This window comes from Phyllobacterium sp. CCNWLW183, from assembly GCF_037203775.1.
Taxonomy (GTDB): domain Bacteria; phylum Pseudomonadota; class Alphaproteobacteria; order Rhizobiales; family Rhizobiaceae; genus Phyllobacterium; species Phyllobacterium ifriqiyense.
Genome location: NZ_JBBCBN010000009.1, coordinates 143,647 through 158,317 on the forward strand (window position 1 = coordinate 143,647; position 14,671 = coordinate 158,317).

The 14,671-nt window shown below is 51.0% G+C and carries 14 protein-coding genes; 6 read left to right on the plus strand and 8 right to left on the minus strand.

Translation table 11 applies throughout. From position 1 onward, the window contains the following. Positions 1–81: 81 nt before the first annotated feature. The 5 genes from gatB to V9K95_RS20000 all read left to right on the plus strand — a co-directional run bounded on the left by gatB (position 82) and on the right by V9K95_RS20000 (position 3,567). Complete coding sequence (gatB, locus tag V9K95_RS19980; protein WP_307284353.1) at positions 82–1,584, plus strand: Asp-tRNA(Asn)/Glu-tRNA(Gln) amidotransferase subunit GatB; 1,503 nt, start codon at positions 82–84, stop codon at positions 1,582–1,584. Continuing rightward, entirely contained in the window at positions 1,585–2,094 is a 510-nt protein-coding gene (locus V9K95_RS19985; RefSeq protein WP_115051663.1) for a GNAT family N-acetyltransferase, read from the plus strand. After that, positions 2,091–2,579 carry a GNAT family N-acetyltransferase gene (locus V9K95_RS19990; protein WP_336441859.1) on the plus strand — a complete coding sequence of 163 codons (489 nt, stop codon included), beginning with the start codon at positions 2,091–2,093 and terminating at the stop codon, positions 2,577–2,579. The genes V9K95_RS19985 and V9K95_RS19990 overlap by 4 nt, the downstream gene beginning before the upstream one ends. A gap of 70 nt (positions 2,580–2,649) precedes the next feature. Next, positions 2,650–3,048, plus strand: a complete 399-nt coding sequence (locus V9K95_RS19995; protein WP_115051661.1) for an NADH:ubiquinone oxidoreductase subunit NDUFA12 — start codon at positions 2,650–2,652, stop codon at positions 3,046–3,048. A 147-nt stretch (positions 3,049–3,195) separates the two neighbouring features. After that, positions 3,196–3,567 carry a DUF2155 domain-containing protein gene (locus tag V9K95_RS20000; protein WP_307286496.1) on the plus strand — a complete coding sequence of 124 codons (372 nt, stop codon included), beginning with the start codon at positions 3,196–3,198 and terminating at the stop codon, positions 3,565–3,567. A 7-nt stretch (positions 3,568–3,574) separates the two neighbouring features. On the opposite strand, the gene V9K95_RS20005 is transcribed toward V9K95_RS20000, so the two are convergent. From V9K95_RS20005 to V9K95_RS20040, 8 genes are all read right to left on the minus strand, one after another. Then, positions 3,575–3,997, minus strand: a complete 423-nt coding sequence (locus V9K95_RS20005; RefSeq protein ID WP_336441858.1) for a VOC family protein — start codon at positions 3,995–3,997, stop codon at positions 3,575–3,577. Positions 3,998–4,081: 84 nt separating this feature from the next. Further along, the gene (aat, locus tag V9K95_RS20010; protein ID WP_336441857.1) at positions 4,082–4,696 is read right to left on the minus strand and encodes a leucyl/phenylalanyl-tRNA--protein transferase; all 615 of its coding nucleotides are present in this window, start codon (positions 4,694–4,696) and stop codon (positions 4,082–4,084) included. 14 nt (positions 4,697–4,710) lie between these two features. Then, positions 4,711–6,072: an acetyl-CoA carboxylase biotin carboxylase subunit gene (gene accC, locus V9K95_RS20015; RefSeq protein WP_336441856.1), complete on the minus strand. Its 1,362-nt coding sequence runs from the start codon at positions 6,070–6,072 to the stop codon at positions 4,711–4,713. 28 nt (positions 6,073–6,100) lie between these two features. Next, the gene (accB, locus tag V9K95_RS20020) at positions 6,101–6,568 is read right to left on the minus strand and encodes an acetyl-CoA carboxylase biotin carboxyl carrier protein (protein WP_115051657.1); all 468 of its coding nucleotides are present in this window, start codon (positions 6,566–6,568) and stop codon (positions 6,101–6,103) included. A 39-nt stretch (positions 6,569–6,607) separates the two neighbouring features. Next, positions 6,608–7,048, minus strand: coding sequence for a type II 3-dehydroquinate dehydratase (gene aroQ / locus V9K95_RS20025; protein ID WP_115051656.1), 441 nt, complete (start codon positions 7,046–7,048; stop codon positions 6,608–6,610). A 114-nt stretch (positions 7,049–7,162) separates the two neighbouring features. After that, entirely contained in the window at positions 7,163–7,954 is a 792-nt protein-coding gene (locus V9K95_RS20030) for a DsbA family protein (protein ID WP_115052176.1), read from the minus strand. Between the two features lie 48 nt (positions 7,955–8,002). Next, positions 8,003–9,412 carry a M48 family metalloprotease gene (locus tag V9K95_RS20035; protein WP_307284380.1) on the minus strand — a complete coding sequence of 470 codons (1,410 nt, stop codon included), beginning with the start codon at positions 9,410–9,412 and terminating at the stop codon, positions 8,003–8,005. A 171-nt stretch (positions 9,413–9,583) separates the two neighbouring features. Then, positions 9,584–12,496: an Rne/Rng family ribonuclease gene (locus V9K95_RS20040; protein WP_336441855.1), complete on the minus strand. Its 2,913-nt coding sequence runs from the start codon at positions 12,494–12,496 to the stop codon at positions 9,584–9,586. 925 nt (positions 12,497–13,421) lie between these two features. On the opposite strand from V9K95_RS20040, the gene V9K95_RS20045 reads away from it, so the two are divergent. Continuing rightward, on the plus strand, positions 13,422–14,651 hold the full coding sequence (locus tag V9K95_RS20045; RefSeq protein WP_307284385.1) for an N-acetylmuramoyl-L-alanine amidase: 1,230 nt from the start codon (positions 13,422–13,424) through the stop codon (positions 14,649–14,651). Positions 14,652–14,671: the final 20 nt, after the last annotated feature.

Below are 14,671 nucleotides of genomic sequence, written 5' to 3' on the forward strand. Positions count from 1 at the left end.
AAACGTCAGAATCACTTGCCTCATAAGCCGGATTGCACTAGCCAGTATTCAGATATTTTCAGCCAGGAACGACAGACCAGCATGACTCTTGTTGATACCCGCACGCCCGAACCCAAGCGTTTTGTCTCAGGTGCCACAGGCGATTGGGAAATCGTCATCGGTATGGAAGTCCATGCCCAGGTAACGTCTAATTCAAAGCTGTTTTCCGGTGCATCCACGACATTCGGTGCTGGCCCCAATGAGAACGTATCGCTGGTAGATGCTGCTATGCCCGGCATGCTTCCGGTTATCAATGAATGGTGTGTGCGCCAGGCTATTCGCACCGGTCTTGGCCTGAAAGCGCAAATCAACCTGAAATCCGTATTCGACCGTAAGAATTACTTTTATCCTGATTTGCCGCAAGGCTATCAGATTTCACAGTTCAAGCAGCCAATCGTCGGCGAAGGCACGATGATCATTTCGGTCGGTCCCGATAAGAAAGGCGAGTTTGAAGATATAGAAATCGGTATTGAGCGCCTGCATTTGGAACAGGATGCTGGCAAGTCGCTCCATGATCAGAACCCCACAATGTCTTATGTGGATCTGAACCGCTCTGGCGTTGCGTTGATGGAAATCGTATCCAAACCCGATATGCGCTCGTCGGACGAGGCCAAAGCCTATCTGACCAAGTTGCGTACTATCGTGCGATATCTGGGCACTTGCGATGGAAACATGGATGAAGGTTCTATGCGGGCCGACGTTAACGTTTCTGTCCGTAAGCCAGGCGGGGAATTTGGCACGCGCTGCGAGATCAAGAATGTGAACTCCATCCGCTTCGTCGGTCAAGCGATCGAATATGAGGCCCGCCGCCAGATAGCTATTCTCGAAGATGGCGGTTCCATCGATCAGGAAACTCGACTGTTTGATCCGTCCAAGGGCGAAACACGTTCGATGCGTTCGAAAGAAGAGGCGCATGATTATCGCTACTTCCCCGATCCAGATTTGCTGCCGCTCGAATTCACGCAGGCCTATGTTGACGAATTGAAGGCTGATCTGCCGGAATTACCTGATGACAAGAAGGCGCGGCTGGTATCCAGTCTTGGGCTATCCGTTTACGACGCCTCTATTCTTGTTACTGAAAAGGCGATTGCCGATTATTATGAAGCGGTTGCCAAAGGTCGTGATGGCAAGTTATCAGCCAACTGGGTAATTAATGATCTTCTCGGAGCCTTGAACAAGGCAGGAAAAGGCATTGAAGAATCGCCAGTTTTACCGGATCAGCTCGGGGCGATAATTGACCTCATCAAGGAAGGCGTGATTTCCGGTAAGATTGCCAAGGATCTGTTCGAGATTATCTGGAACGAAGGCGGCGATCCAAGAGAAGTGGTCGAAAGCCGAGGCATGAAACAGGTCACGGATACCGGAGCCATAGAACGGGCCGTTGATGAAATCATCGCTGCAAATCCTGATAAGGTCGAACAGGCAAAGGCTAAGCCCAGCCTTGCAGGCTGGTTCGTCGGGCAGGTGATGAAATCGACGGGCGGCAAAGCCAACCCGCAGGTTCTCAGCGATCTAGTCAAAGCCAAGCTTGGGATAACAGAATAAATGTGGGTTCGCAGCGCAACCAAGGAAGATCTGAACGCTGTTCACGACTTGCTGGTCGAAACTTGGCATGCGACCTATGACGATGTCTACGGCGTTGAAAGGGTCAACGAGATCACATCTCGCTATCACTCGTTGGAGGCGCTCAAAAAACAATTGGCCAAGCCTTACTCGGAATTCATTATTGCGGATGATGGCGCCGACATTCTCGGTATGGCCTATGCTTCGCAAAAAGATCACAAGCTTTCGATCCTGAATCAGCTTTATGTTCATCCCGAGCATCAGAAAAAAGGTGTCGGCTCTCTGTTGCTCGCCGAGGTTGAAAGTGCATTTCCCGGTGTATTCGCTTTACAGCTGGAAGTAATCGACAAGAATCGGAATGCTGTTGAGTTTTATGAGAGCAGAGGGTTTGAGAAAACCAGCACCAAGATCGATGATTGGGGCCAACCCAATTCGGGCATTTCGGTAATCGTTCTCGAAAAGTCTTTGACTGGGTATGAACTGGCGCCATGAACATCGAAAGTGGTTTGAGCTTTCGGGAAGCAACGATTGAGGATTTGCCTGCGCTTGTTGCATTGTTTGCAGATGATGTTGTTGGCGGCCATAATGACACCACGGATATTGCCGCTCTTCCCATCTATCAGAGTGCCTTTGCTGCAATTCAAAATAGCCCGAATGATCTGATTTTTGTTGGAATCATGAGCGGTGAAATTGTTGCAACGGCACAAGTGACATTCGTAACGTCACTTGTTGGGCGTGGGAGCACACGCATGATAATCGAAGCGGTCCAGACCCGTGCTGATATGCGCGGCAAGGGTATTGGAGGCCTGTTGATTACACATTGCCTGAAAATCGGACAGGAACGTGGAGCAAATTCGGCGCAATTGACATCGAACAATCAGAGACAGGATGCCCACCGTTTTTATGAGCGGCTGGGTTTCAAGAAATCTCATGCGGGCTTCAAGTTGAAACTACAAGCAGGTCCAGCGTCAACTTGACCCTTGCTATCAGCCAATGATACGGCCATAAACCCGGTATCAAAATGACTTCGTTGCAAGCAGGATTGCCATGAAAAACCTCATCACACAGATCTTCACATGGTGGAACGGTCAGACTATCGGCACGCGTTTCTTTACATGGCGCAAGGGTACGAAGGTCGGTGAGGACCAGTTTGGCAACGTCTATTACGAAGGTACATTCGACTCAGAAGGACGTAAGCGCCGTTGGGTAATTTATAACGGATATGCGGAAGCCTCTGCTATTCCTGCCGGTTGGCATGGCTGGATGCACCACCGCGTAGCGACGGCGCCTTCGCAGGAAGACTACAAGCCGCATCCATGGGAAAAGAATCACCAGCAGAATTTAACTGGTTCTTCAGCTGCCTACCGGCCAAAGGGTTCGATCGCCCATGGCGATAATCGACCGACTGTTACTGGCGATTACGATGCTTGGACACCAGGCAGCTAGGCTGATTTTTTGTCGCCACAATTAATCTTTATCGACGAGGGGGAAATGCCCCCTTTGTCGTCCCGCTAAACCGGAAGTGAAATGATCCGTCTGACCCAGTTCTTTCCCTTCTCTCAAATTGTCAGCGTACTGTTTGTGGGTATCGCCATGGTTGCGAGCTATCCTACTGTGGGGTTGGCTCAGGAAAAGATTGCTAACCCAATTGCCGTATTTTCCGGCCTCGACAAGATCACCGGGCGGATCACAACCTTTGATGTCTACATCAACGAGACGGTGCAGTTTGGCGCATTACAATTGACGCCCCGCGTTTGTTACACGCGTCCCGACACGGAAGCACCAAAAACTGACACCTTCGTGGAAGTGGATGAGATCACGCTAGACCGGAAAATTCGCAAGATTTTTTCTGGTTGGATGTTCGCGGATAGCCCGGGGCTGAACGCTGTCGAGCACCCGGTCTATGACGTCTGGCTAAAATCTTGTAAGCTAAAGTCGGACATACCCGCGCCCGACAAAAGCTAGATTCATTTCATGCTGTGTACATTGGTTTCGCACAATTAACGATCCACGGTGTACCAAAGCGATCTGTAAACATTGCAAACTGCTGAGCCCATGATGTCTCACCAAGAGGCATCATCACGCCCTCTGCATCTTTTGAAAGATCTGCAAACAAACGTTTTGCTTCATCAGGCGTGTCAACATTGATCGCGACCGTCATGCCTTGTGCTTTTTGGAAATAGGGCGGCGGTGCGTCCGATCCCATCAATACATTGTCGCCTATCGTCAATAAGGCGTGCATGACGTTCTTTGCCGATTCAGGTGGGAAGTCTCCGCCCTCCGGCATTTCATCATAGCGGATAATCGCTTCTATCTTACCGCCCAGAACGCTTTCATAAAACTTGAAAGCCTCTTCGCATTTTCCATCGAAATTGAGATAAGCATTGATTTTCATCAGAGTTCTCCTGTTGGGTTTATTCCCGGTCAAAGGACGAATGAAAAACTATAAATCCTACTCCGTGACGAAAATATTTTTAGGTCAAAACTCAGCAGGCTGGGTGAGCGCGTTCTCCAGCATCTTCTGGTACTGGCGGCGGGGTACTTCAACAGCGCCAAACGTCTCAAGATGATTGGTGGTAAACTGTGTATCCAGCAGCGTGAAGTTCTTTTCGATCAAATGGCTAACCAGATGAACGAGACAGACCTTTGAAGCATCACGCTCTCGTGAAAACATGCTTTCGCCAAAGAAGGCAGAACCAAGAGATATTCCGTAAAGTCCACCCACGAGCCGGCCATCGCGCCAGGCTTCGACCGTATGACAATAGCCAAGCTTGAACAGCTTGCCATAGGCTTCGCGAATTGGCTGGTTTATCCACGTGCGAGCACGCTCGCCGCTACCACTTGCGCAACCATCAATTACGCCGGCGAAATCCGTATCATAGCGAATATCAAAAAGTGCCTTACGCACCGTTTTGCGCAGACTACGTGAGACGTGGAAGTTTTCAAACGGGATAATACCGCGCTTTTCAGGGCGAACCCAGAAGATTTCCGGATTGTCCGCCTCTTCTGCCATAGGAAAGACCCCGGTTGCATATGCACGAAGCAGCAATTCGGGGTCCAGTATCAATGATTTTTCCGGGTTGTTACCCGCCATGCTTACGCCTTGAATTATTCTTCGGCCGTAACTGGAGCATCACCAGCCAAATATTTTTCAAGCCAGTGAATATCATAGTCGCCATTGGCAATGTCAGGGTTGTTAATCAAATCCTGAAAAAGGGGCAGGGTTGTCTTAACCCCATCGACGACAAATTCATCGAGCGCACGGCGTAGACGCATCATACATTCGACGCGATTGCGGCCGTGCACGATTAGCTTGCCGATGAGGCTATCATAATATGGCGGGATTTTATAACCCGTATAGACACCCGAATCGACACGGATACCAAGCCCGCCCGGCGTGTGCCAATGCGTGATCTTGCCTGGAGACGGCGTGAACGTCCGAGGATCTTCTGCGTTGATCCGGCATTCAATCGCATGGCCAGAAAAACGGATATCTTCCTGCTTGACTGAAAGGCCGCCGCCAGAGGCAACACGTATCTGCTCGTGAACAAGATCAATGCTGGTTATGGCTTCGGTCACTGGATGCTCAACCTGAAGGCGTGTGTTCATTTCGATGAAATAGAACTCGCCATTTTCATAAAGAAACTCGATCGTACCCGCACCGCGATAGCCCATATCGGCCATGGCATTGGCGCAGATCATACCGATCTTTTCGCGTGCATCGGAATTCAGGGCAGGAGAGTTTGCTTCTTCCCATACCTTCTGGTGGCGGCGCTGTAGCGAACAGTCGCGTTCACCGAGATGCACGGCATTACCGAAGCCGTCGCCCATGATCTGAACTTCGATGTGGCGTGGCTTCTGTAGGTATTTTTCAATATAGACCGCATCATCGCCAAAAGCTGCGCCAGCTTCAGAACGTGCAGTCGACAGAGCAACTGAAAGCTCGTCCTCGTTGAGCGCGACCTTCATGCCGCGCCCACCGCCACCAGCCGAAGCTTTGATGATGACCGGATAACCGATCTCGGCGCAAATACGCGCTGCTTCAGCGTCATCCGTCACGCCGCCATCAGAGCCAGGGACGACGGGAATGCCAAGACGTTTTGCAGTCCGCTTGGCTTCGATTTTGTCGCCCATGATACGGATATGAGCTGCGGTCGGTCCAATGAAGGTAATATTATGCGCTTCAAGAATTTCTGCGAACTTGGCATTCTCCGAAAGAAAGCCATAACCGGGATGGATTGCATCTGCCCCGGTGATTTCGCATGCAGCAACGATCTGATGGATATTCAGGTAGCTATCACGTGAAGGCGGCGGTCCAATACAAACGCTTTCGTCGGCGAGCCGTACATGCATGGCATCTGCGTCGGCGGTGGAATGGACGGCAACCGTTTGAATGCCAAGCTCTTTGCATGCGCGAAGCACGCGCAGGGCAATTTCACCGCGATTGGCTATAAGTATTTTCTGAAACATTGCGCTCTCGATCTAATAACGGTTCCGTCTATTCGATAACGACCAGAAACTCGCCATACTCAACCGGTTGGCTGTCTGAAACGAGGATCGAGGTAACCGTGCCAGCGCGAGGTGAGGCGATCTGGTTCATCGTCTTCATGGCTTCGATGATCAGGAGTGTCTGACCTTCCTTGACCTGAGTGCCAACCTCGATAAATGCGCGAGCGCCAGGGGCAGGAGACAAATACACTGTGCCAACCATGGGCGAAGGAACCGCATTCTTCGATGGGTCACTGGCTGGAGTAGCAGGCGCAGCCACGGAAGCCGGGGGCGCAACCGCCGCCGGTGCCTGAGCCTGTGCGTAAACAGGAGCACTCGCCTGCATCGTTATTTGCCGCGATACGCGAATGCGAAGATCGCCCTGTTCAATTTCGATATCTGTAAGGTCTGTCTCGTTCAGGATTTCCGCAAGATCGCGGATCATGACCTTATCGATCCCGTTGGTTTTGGTAGCCATGCTTGTTCAAGCCCCTTATTACTGTTTGGCGAATGCCGATTACTGCGGCGCCAGCTTGATGAGTGCGCGTAAACCCATGACATAGCCATCAACTCCAAAGCCACATAGCACCCCTTTGGCCAAAGAGGAAACGTAAGAGTGATGGCGGAATGACTCGCGCGCGTGAATGTTTGAAATATGAACTTCCACTAGGGTAACACCAGCAGCACGAATAGCATCATGCAGCGCAATGGAAGTATGCGTGTAGGCCGCGGGATTTATCAGCACCAGAGCACGGCGCTCTCCCGCTTCCTGAATCCAGTTTACCAGATCACCTTCATGATTGGATTGGCGAAACTCGATGTCCACACCGAGAACCTCGCCCTCAGCTCGGCACATCGCTTCGATATCGCTCAATGTCGTTGCACCATAAATCCCGGGTTCACGCTTTCCCAGCATGTTGAGATTTGGGCCGTTGAGGATGAAGACTTGCTGTTTCATGTTTACCGGGCAGGTTAAAGGTTCTGGTCCCATATAGACGGCTTACGGCCACGCGGAAAGCCTGCAAATACGCCTTATTGCTTGTCCACAATTCGTTTTGGTAAGAAGCAACAATTATTTGTTGCGAATGTGGCTGATTTTCTCCGCCAATGCGTCTGCTCCCAGTGCCCCGGGGACAACTTCATTGCCTATAATATAAGAGGGCGTGCCGGTAATGCTCAGGCTTTGCGCCAATTCGAAATTGGTGCGGAAAGCATTGGCAATCTCGGGCTGCTTCATTGTTTCGCGCATCTTGGCCTCATCGGCTCCCAGTTTAACGGCGATTGCCATCGCAGATTCTTCTGTCGCGCGCCCCTCCGCGCCAAGAAGGTCTCGGTGAAATTCAAGATATTTTTCAGGCATCAGAGTTTTAAAAGACTTCGCAACAAGATGAGCGCGTGTGGAATCCGGACCAAGAATTGGAAACTCTTTCATGACAAATCGGAGATTGGGATCGCTTTTAAGGAGCGCGTCCATATCTGGCAGGGCCTTTTTGCAGTAGCCGCAATTATAATCGAAAAACTCCACTATCGTAACGTCGCCCTTCGGATTTCCGAAAACAGCATCCATCGGCGATTGAAAAATCTTGTTGTTATTTTCACTTATTATTTCTGTAGAAGCTGCCTGCTGAGCCGCTTCCTGTTTTTCATTAAGTGCTGTTTGAACTTCGATCATAACCTCCGGGTTGTTGATCAGATAGTTCCTGACAATACCCTCAACCTCGGCGCGGTCGATTGCGGGCGCTGCGATAGCTACTGGTTCAGGCGCAGCAAGCGCGATTTCCGAGCGGCCCGCTTGATAACCCAATACCAAAGCGCCGATACCAATAAGCCCGGCGGCAATGCCGATGAGTGGGGCTTTTGTCATGTTATTCGTCCTTTTCATTCCGTAGGCAGATTGCCTGCCCTTGGCAGATCACTTGCTCTTACCGCGCTTGGCATTGATTATGTCTTGCGCTTGTATCCACTCGGGCGAGCCCTTTTGCAAGGCGCGTTGGGCGCGGATCGCAAAGATTTGAGCGTCTTGAATTTTCCCGGAATAGTATTTTTCCTCAGCGCTCGCTAAATCGGAACGTGCCGCATCCCCAAGCTGTCCATAAGCTTGCGCCAGATAAGCATAGCCTGTGGGTGATTCGCGGTCGCGGCCAATACTTGCCTTCAACTCGCTCACCGCGATTTTCAAATTATCGGGCTTCCCGGTAAGCATCAATGTTCGCCCGTAATTCATCCTGATCAGACTCGACTTTCTCGGATCCAGGTCGCTCGCCCTCTGGAAAGCTTTCGCAGCTTGATCAAGCTTGCTCTGTTTCAATAATATTTCGCCGCGAATTTCTTCGAAATAGGGGTTTTTGGGTTGCTGTTTAATCAACGCATTGATCTTGCTGAGCGCCGACTCTGTAGAGCCATTTAGAAAAGTCGCAATTGCGTCTCCGTAACGCGCGCCAATATTGGTTGGGTCTTTGCGGAATGTTTGAAGGACTCTGGCTCCTCCGGCGGTATAGGCGGCAATTTTGCCCCGCATAAGATCATGCCGCTGTTGCAGCGCCGGGCTGTCCTTCTTATCGAAATTCGGACTTCCCCGCGCCAATGTCTCTAGATTGGCAATGCGTTCACGCGGCATGGGATGGCTGATACGGTATGGATCAACCCGCGTTCCCGTAAGGGACAAGGCATTCGAGAAACGTTCGAATGTCGTCAACATGCCTTTGGCAGACTGACCAGTATTTGCCAGATAGGTAATCGCGGAACGATCAGCAGCCATTTCTTCAGTACGCTGATAGTTTAGAAGATTGCGCATTGCAGCTTCGGGAGCACCCATGGCAATACCACCGCCAGCCTGAGCCAAACCACTTTGCTTGCTGGCAGCACCGGCAATTGCAGCCCCAATGCCTAATAACCCGGCAACAACGGCCATTGTCTTTGCTGCTGCAAGCTGTTCGCGCAGTTTGAACTGATGACCTCCGGCCAGATGACCTGTCTCGTGGGCCAATACACCGATGATTTCATTGGGTGTTTCGGCTTCAAGAAGCGCACCGGTATTGATAAATATGCGTCGGCCATCGACAAACGCGTTAAAGCTGGGACTATTGACCAGAACGATTTTAATCGACTGTTTGCCGAGGCCAGCCGTCTTGATAATCGGTGCGGCATAGTCTGTGACCAGTGCCTCGATTTCAGCGTCGCGAACAATGGGTACAGAGGATGACTGGGCGAATGCATTGCCAGTCTGAATTATACCAACCACACTGGCTGTGACGACGGCAACGGCTCCGCGCATAAAACTCGCGATGGACCCAAACAAAACTGTCTTTTGTAATACGATCATATCTATTCGTACCCAAATCAATCTTTGAAAGAAAGAGCACTCTCAAAAGCTCCTTGAAATGTGAAAACTAGGTTTATTTAGGTAAAGTTTGATTTTTTTTATGAAATATTTGCCAAAAAGAAAAACCGGCTATTTGCCGGTTTCTCTTCATTCTAAGAATTTTTTGGGTTTCTAAAAGAAGCCTTTCTTTTGCCACCAGCCTTTTTTGGGAGCTGGTTCGTTATCAGCATTCTTATCTTTTCCAGTAGAAGTGACGACAGGCGTGCTGTCCTCAACTTTTTTGGGTGCAGGTGCAGCCTCAACTGCGGGTTCGGGTGTCGGCTCGCTCTTCGGTTCCGGCGCTGCGGCAATAGGTTCCGTAACAACAGCATCGTCGACAACAGTGGTCTCAGCCTTTTTTCTAGGTTTGCGTGGCGCACGCTTCGGCTTCGCCGGAGTCTCTGCATCCGCTTCGTTTGCAGGCACTTCAGAAGTAACAGTCTCAGCCTTTTCAGGGTTCGCTTTGGCACGCGAACGACGCTTGGTGGGTGCTTTTACCGGCGTTTCTTCAGCAGCCACCGTTTCCGAGTTTTCGGGGGCAACTACCGGCGCTTCTGCGATCACAACAGAAACATCCGCAAGCTTGGCCTTGGAGAAATCTGGAAGAGGGATCGAGACAAAAACAGGCTCGGCGTCCGGCACCGCATTTACAAGGGGACGATTTGCATTGTCACCCTCATCAAAGCGCTTGTTCTTGCGCCCGCCGCGCCGCCCACGACGACGTTTCTTGCGACGCTCATTTTCTTCTTCACGGGCTGCTGCCTGAGCAGCGTTTTCACCCTCTACAGGTGGCTGCTCAGCATCATCGGAGTCGTCTTCGCCGATTGGCTGATCACTTTGTTCAGAACCGCCGTTTTCGTGGCGATCACGACCGCCGCGCCGCCGCCGCTTACGCTTACGCTTGCGCGATGCATCATCGTCTGAACGCGAAGTTTCAGTCGAAATGGTTTCGGTTTCGTCGTCAACTTCTTCGATGACCGGGTCACTCTCGTCAAAATCTTCAGCGATATTAAGTGCCTGCGTTTCTGAGAGGGGTACAATTGGACCGACCGCCAAGGAACCCTTGTCGATGGCGAAGTGCTGGGCACCGACGCTATCATCGGCCTCAATACTGATAGTCAAACCAAAGCGAGCTTCAAGATCTGCAAGATTTTGACGCTTCTGATTCAATACATAAAGTGCCGTTGCAACTGTTGTGCGGACAATGATGTTGTTCTGCGAATGACGCAGCAAGTATTCCTCAATTGAACGCATAACATGTAACGCTATTGATGAAGCGGAACGAACATGGCCCGTGCCACCACACATGGCGCAAACCTGTGTCGTGCTTTCCAGAACACTGGCGCGGATGCGCTGTCGAGACATTTCGAGCAATCCGAAATGCGAAATGCGTCCGACCTGGATGCGGGCGCGATCATCTTTAAGACAATCCTTCATCCGCTTTTCAACCGCACGATTATTGCGGTTTTCTTCCATATCGATGAAGTCGATAACGATTAGGCCGGCGAGATCGCGCAGACGCAATTGGCGCGCTATTTCATCTGCTGCTTCAAGATTTGTCTGGAGCGCTGTGTCTTCAATTGAATGTTCTCGGGTCGAGCGACCGGAATTGACATCAATCGCGACCAGAGCTTCCGTCTGATTGATGATAATATAGCCACCCGATCTCAGCGTAACTTGCGGCTGCAGCATGCGGTCGAGTTGCGCCTCAATCCCATTGCGGGCAAAGATTGGCGTCATGTCACGATAAGGCTGCACAACCTTTGCATGGCTCGGCATAAGCATGCGCATGAAATCCTTGGCTTCGCGATAGCCATTCTCGCCAGCCACCTGAATCTCGGTGATGTCTTTATTGTAAAGATCCCGGATTGAGCGCTTAATCAAGCTGCCTTCCTCGTAAACGAGGGTAGGTGCACTGGATGCTAAAGTAAGACTGCGCACATTTTCCCAAAGGCGCATCAAATATTCATAATCGCGTTTGACTTCAGGCTTCGTGCGCATGGCGCCCGCAGTGCGTAGGATAACACCCATACCTTTCGGTACTTCAAGATCCTTGACTATATCCTTGAGGCGCTTGCGGTCCTGAATGCTGGTAATCTTGCGTGAAATACCACCGCCGCGGGCAGTATTCGGCATAAGCACAGAATAGCGCCCGGCTAGAGAGAGATAGGTTGTAAGGGCAGCACCCTTGTTGCCGCGCTCCTCCTTAACGACCTGAACCAGCAATATCTGACGACGCTTGATAACGTCCTGAATATTATACTGACGGCGCTGAAAGCGCTGATGCGTTGGAACCTCTTCCATGGCATCTTCGGCTCCAACGGACTCGACTTCGTCGAGCTCATCATGTGCTTCTTCTTTATCGTCGTTCGAACGGTGGCGTGAACGCCTGGAGCGTGTTTGACCACCTTCCGATTCCACGATCTTGTCGTCATCGTGGGACACGTCATCCAAATCAGACTGGATTGCCTCTGAAATAACGTCCGTCTCAATGGCTGCAGCCATGGTCTGACCGTTGCCGTCATCAGATGAATCACTATCTTCCAGATCGACGTGGGGCTGTTCAGATGTTTCAGAAACATCGCTGACTTCACCGGCCACAGTGTTATCATCCGAATCGCCGGACTCTAGTTTTGCAGCATCGTCGCCCTGACGCGAACCGCGGCGTCCGCGCCGCCGATTACGCGAGCCACGATCATTACGATCACGTGTGCGTTGTTCGCTGGCGTTTTCGTCATGATCTTCATCTTGGCTGGCTGCTTCCGCTTCCGCTTCGATTAAAGCCTGACGATCTGCAACCGGGATCTGATAGTAATCCGGGTGAATTTCGCTAAAGGCTAGGAAACCATGGCGGTTGCCGCCATATTCCACAAAAGCTGCCTGGAGAGACGGCTCTACGCGTGTTACTCGCGCAAGATAAATATTACCTTTGATTTGTTTCTTGTGTTCTGATTCGAAATCAAATTCTTCAATTCGATTGCCGCGAACCACGACAACGCGTGTTTCCTCCTGGTGGGAGGCGTCGATTAGCATTTTGTCCGACATTATATCTGTTCTCCCCGGCTAAAACGCTGGCAACCCTCAACAGCCAGGATGCCCGTGGGGCTCCTGGCGCGGGGAGTTCACATTTGCCGGATTTATTAAAGTTCGCAGGAACAGACAAAACTGGCGTCGCGCGAAGCTGCCCTGAGGCAACCGCGGCTTGCAAGCCGGTTATGATACTGTCTGTTACAAACATTCCTGTTCCTGACGAAACGACCTCATGAATGGCACGCTTTTCACGCTGTGCCGACCCGTTACTGCGTCGTGCGTCCTTAAACGCACTAAGGACGCAGTAACAAACTTAAGATTCTGCATGATTCAAAAATCGTAGATTTCTGGACCATGCGGTAACACCCTTGATAGGGCTGGCGTGATGCGCCTTGTCCGGGCGATCTGCCGTTCACAAAAAGCGCTACAGACATTCCCTGTCCGCTCGCGCCAAATTCTTTTTCGGTTAGCCACAGCGAAATCGCTCTCGCCACTCCAGATCATGTACTTTTGTCATCCGGTCTTAGCCGTGACATTAAAGTTCCTGATTCCAAGGGGCATGAAACTAACCCACCTTTGCTTTTAGGAGGTGTGCTGCATTATGACAAGGGCTTCTTCATAATCGTGTCATTCTAGTGTCTTTCTTGTTTAAACAGGATCGTTCTTTGGAAGAGAATTTGGACCGAATGTTCGGTTTAGCTTCGCACCATGGACGGTCGTCTGTCTTGCCATCCGCGAGTTGGAACTGATCCTGTTTAAATTCTATTTGAACAAAGAAGGATTCAATGTGCGGTATGCGGCCCATAAGACAATATTAACCATAGCTCTCTACCTAATATTGTAGGATATGGCCCCTGCAGGGTGCAGGCACCTGCCTGATCTGATACAGAAGAGGCGCCCGCGGGGATATTCGCCCCAGTTGGTCTCGATCGGTAAAGAGATGAATGTGATCTGTCGGATAGTTGTAGCCGCATTTGCAGGCTTACTCATTTTTATATCGGCGACTGGAAGTTCTTATGCGTCCGATGGATTGGCTGCTCTGACCTACCAGGCGGCTGGTGATGAGTTGCGCACACGCGTTGTTATCAATTTTGACCGTGAACCCGATATCTCAACCATGTTGCTTGACCATCCGCACAGGCTTGTCGTGGACATGCCAAAGACCGTTTTTGCCTTCGATAAAAAATCCGTTGAATCACGGGGGCTTGTAGATGATGTGCGTTATGGAATGCTCGATTCGGAGCGTTCCAGGCTCATTTTCTCCCTCAAGGGTCCCTTCGCCGTAGAGCGTATTGATGTCATCAAGAACGACAATAGTCCTGGCTACCGGCTGGTTGCCGATCTCGTAGCGTCTTCAGATAGAAAATTTGCTGAAGATCTGAGAACACAGAACGCTACCACCGCGTCTACTGAAAGCACCCCAACGCGGGACAGGGTCGTCGCTGCTACGCCGGACGAAACGAACAAAACTGCCAAGCCTTTTACCGTGGTCATTGATCCGGGGCATGGCGGCATCGATAGTGGCGCGGAAAGCGCGGGCGGCATCATGGAAAAGAATGTTACGCTGATGTTTGCCCAGCAATTGCGCGACGAGCTTGCCAAAATACCCGGTATGCGCATCGAAATGACCAGAACGGACGATACATTCCTGCGGCTTACCGAGAGGGTTCGTGTTGCGCGCCAATATGAGGCGGATCTGTTTATTTCGCTGCATGCGGATACGATCAATCGGGGCAATATTCGCGGTGCCACGGTTTATACTGTTTCCGACAAGGCTTCTGACGCCGAATCTCGCGCTATGGCGGATCGAGAAAATCGAGCCGATGCAGTGGCAGGTATTACATTTGACGGTGAGGCGCCGGAGATTGCCGATATTCTTATGGATCTGACGCGGCGTGAAACCCATAATTTTTCACTGAGGTTTGCCAAAAACGTGGTGGATTCGCTCAGAAAAGAAGTGAACATGATCAATAATCCGCACAGATTTGCAGGATTTCAGGTCTTGCGCGCCCCCGATGTGCCTTCCGTGCTGGTTGAAATCGGCTACTTGTCGAACGCTGAAGATGAAAAACTCATGCTTGATCCGGCATGGCGCGCCCATGTAGCAACTAGACTTGCAACGGCAGTCGCTGCATTTTCCGGATTAAAGACTGCTGGCGCGCAGAATTAGGCCGTGTGAGTTCATCCATG

What these genes read in the sequence shown, in the direction of transcription:
- V9K95_RS20030 (WP_115052176.1), bottom strand. Translation starts at nt 7,954, where the DNA reads ATGACAAAAGCCCCACTCATCGGCATTGCCGCCGGGCTTATTGGTATC.
- V9K95_RS19990 (WP_336441859.1), top strand. Translation starts at nt 2,091, where the DNA reads ATGAACATCGAAAGTGGTTTGAGCTTTCGGGAAGCAACGATTGAGGAT.
- gatB (WP_307284353.1), top strand. Translation starts at nt 82, where the DNA reads ATGACTCTTGTTGATACCCGCACGCCCGAACCCAAGCGTTTTGTCTCA.
- V9K95_RS19995 (WP_115051661.1), top strand. Translation starts at nt 2,650, where the DNA reads ATGAAAAACCTCATCACACAGATCTTCACATGGTGGAACGGTCAGACT.
- V9K95_RS20005 (WP_336441858.1), bottom strand. Translation starts at nt 3,997, where the DNA reads ATGAAAATCAATGCTTATCTCAATTTCGATGGAAAATGCGAAGAGGCT.
- V9K95_RS20040 (WP_336441855.1), bottom strand. Translation starts at nt 12,496, where the DNA reads ATGTCGGACAAAATGCTAATCGACGCCTCCCACCAGGAGGAAACACGC.
- V9K95_RS20035 (WP_307284380.1), bottom strand. Translation starts at nt 9,412, where the DNA reads ATGATCGTATTACAAAAGACAGTTTTGTTTGGGTCCATCGCGAGTTTT.
- aat (WP_336441857.1), bottom strand. Translation starts at nt 4,696, where the DNA reads ATGGCGGGTAACAACCCGGAAAAATCATTGATACTGGACCCCGAATTG.
- accB (WP_115051657.1), bottom strand. Translation starts at nt 6,568, where the DNA reads ATGGCTACCAAAACCAACGGGATCGATAAGGTCATGATCCGCGATCTT.
- aroQ (WP_115051656.1), bottom strand. Translation starts at nt 7,048, where the DNA reads ATGAAACAGCAAGTCTTCATCCTCAACGGCCCAAATCTCAACATGCTG.
- V9K95_RS19985 (WP_115051663.1), top strand. Translation starts at nt 1,585, where the DNA reads ATGTGGGTTCGCAGCGCAACCAAGGAAGATCTGAACGCTGTTCACGAC.
- accC (WP_336441856.1), bottom strand. Translation starts at nt 6,072, where the DNA reads ATGTTTCAGAAAATACTTATAGCCAATCGCGGTGAAATTGCCCTGCGC.
- V9K95_RS20045 (WP_307284385.1), top strand. Translation starts at nt 13,422, where the DNA reads ATGAATGTGATCTGTCGGATAGTTGTAGCCGCATTTGCAGGCTTACTC.
- V9K95_RS20000 (WP_307286496.1), top strand. Translation starts at nt 3,196, where the DNA reads ATGGTTGCGAGCTATCCTACTGTGGGGTTGGCTCAGGAAAAGATTGCT.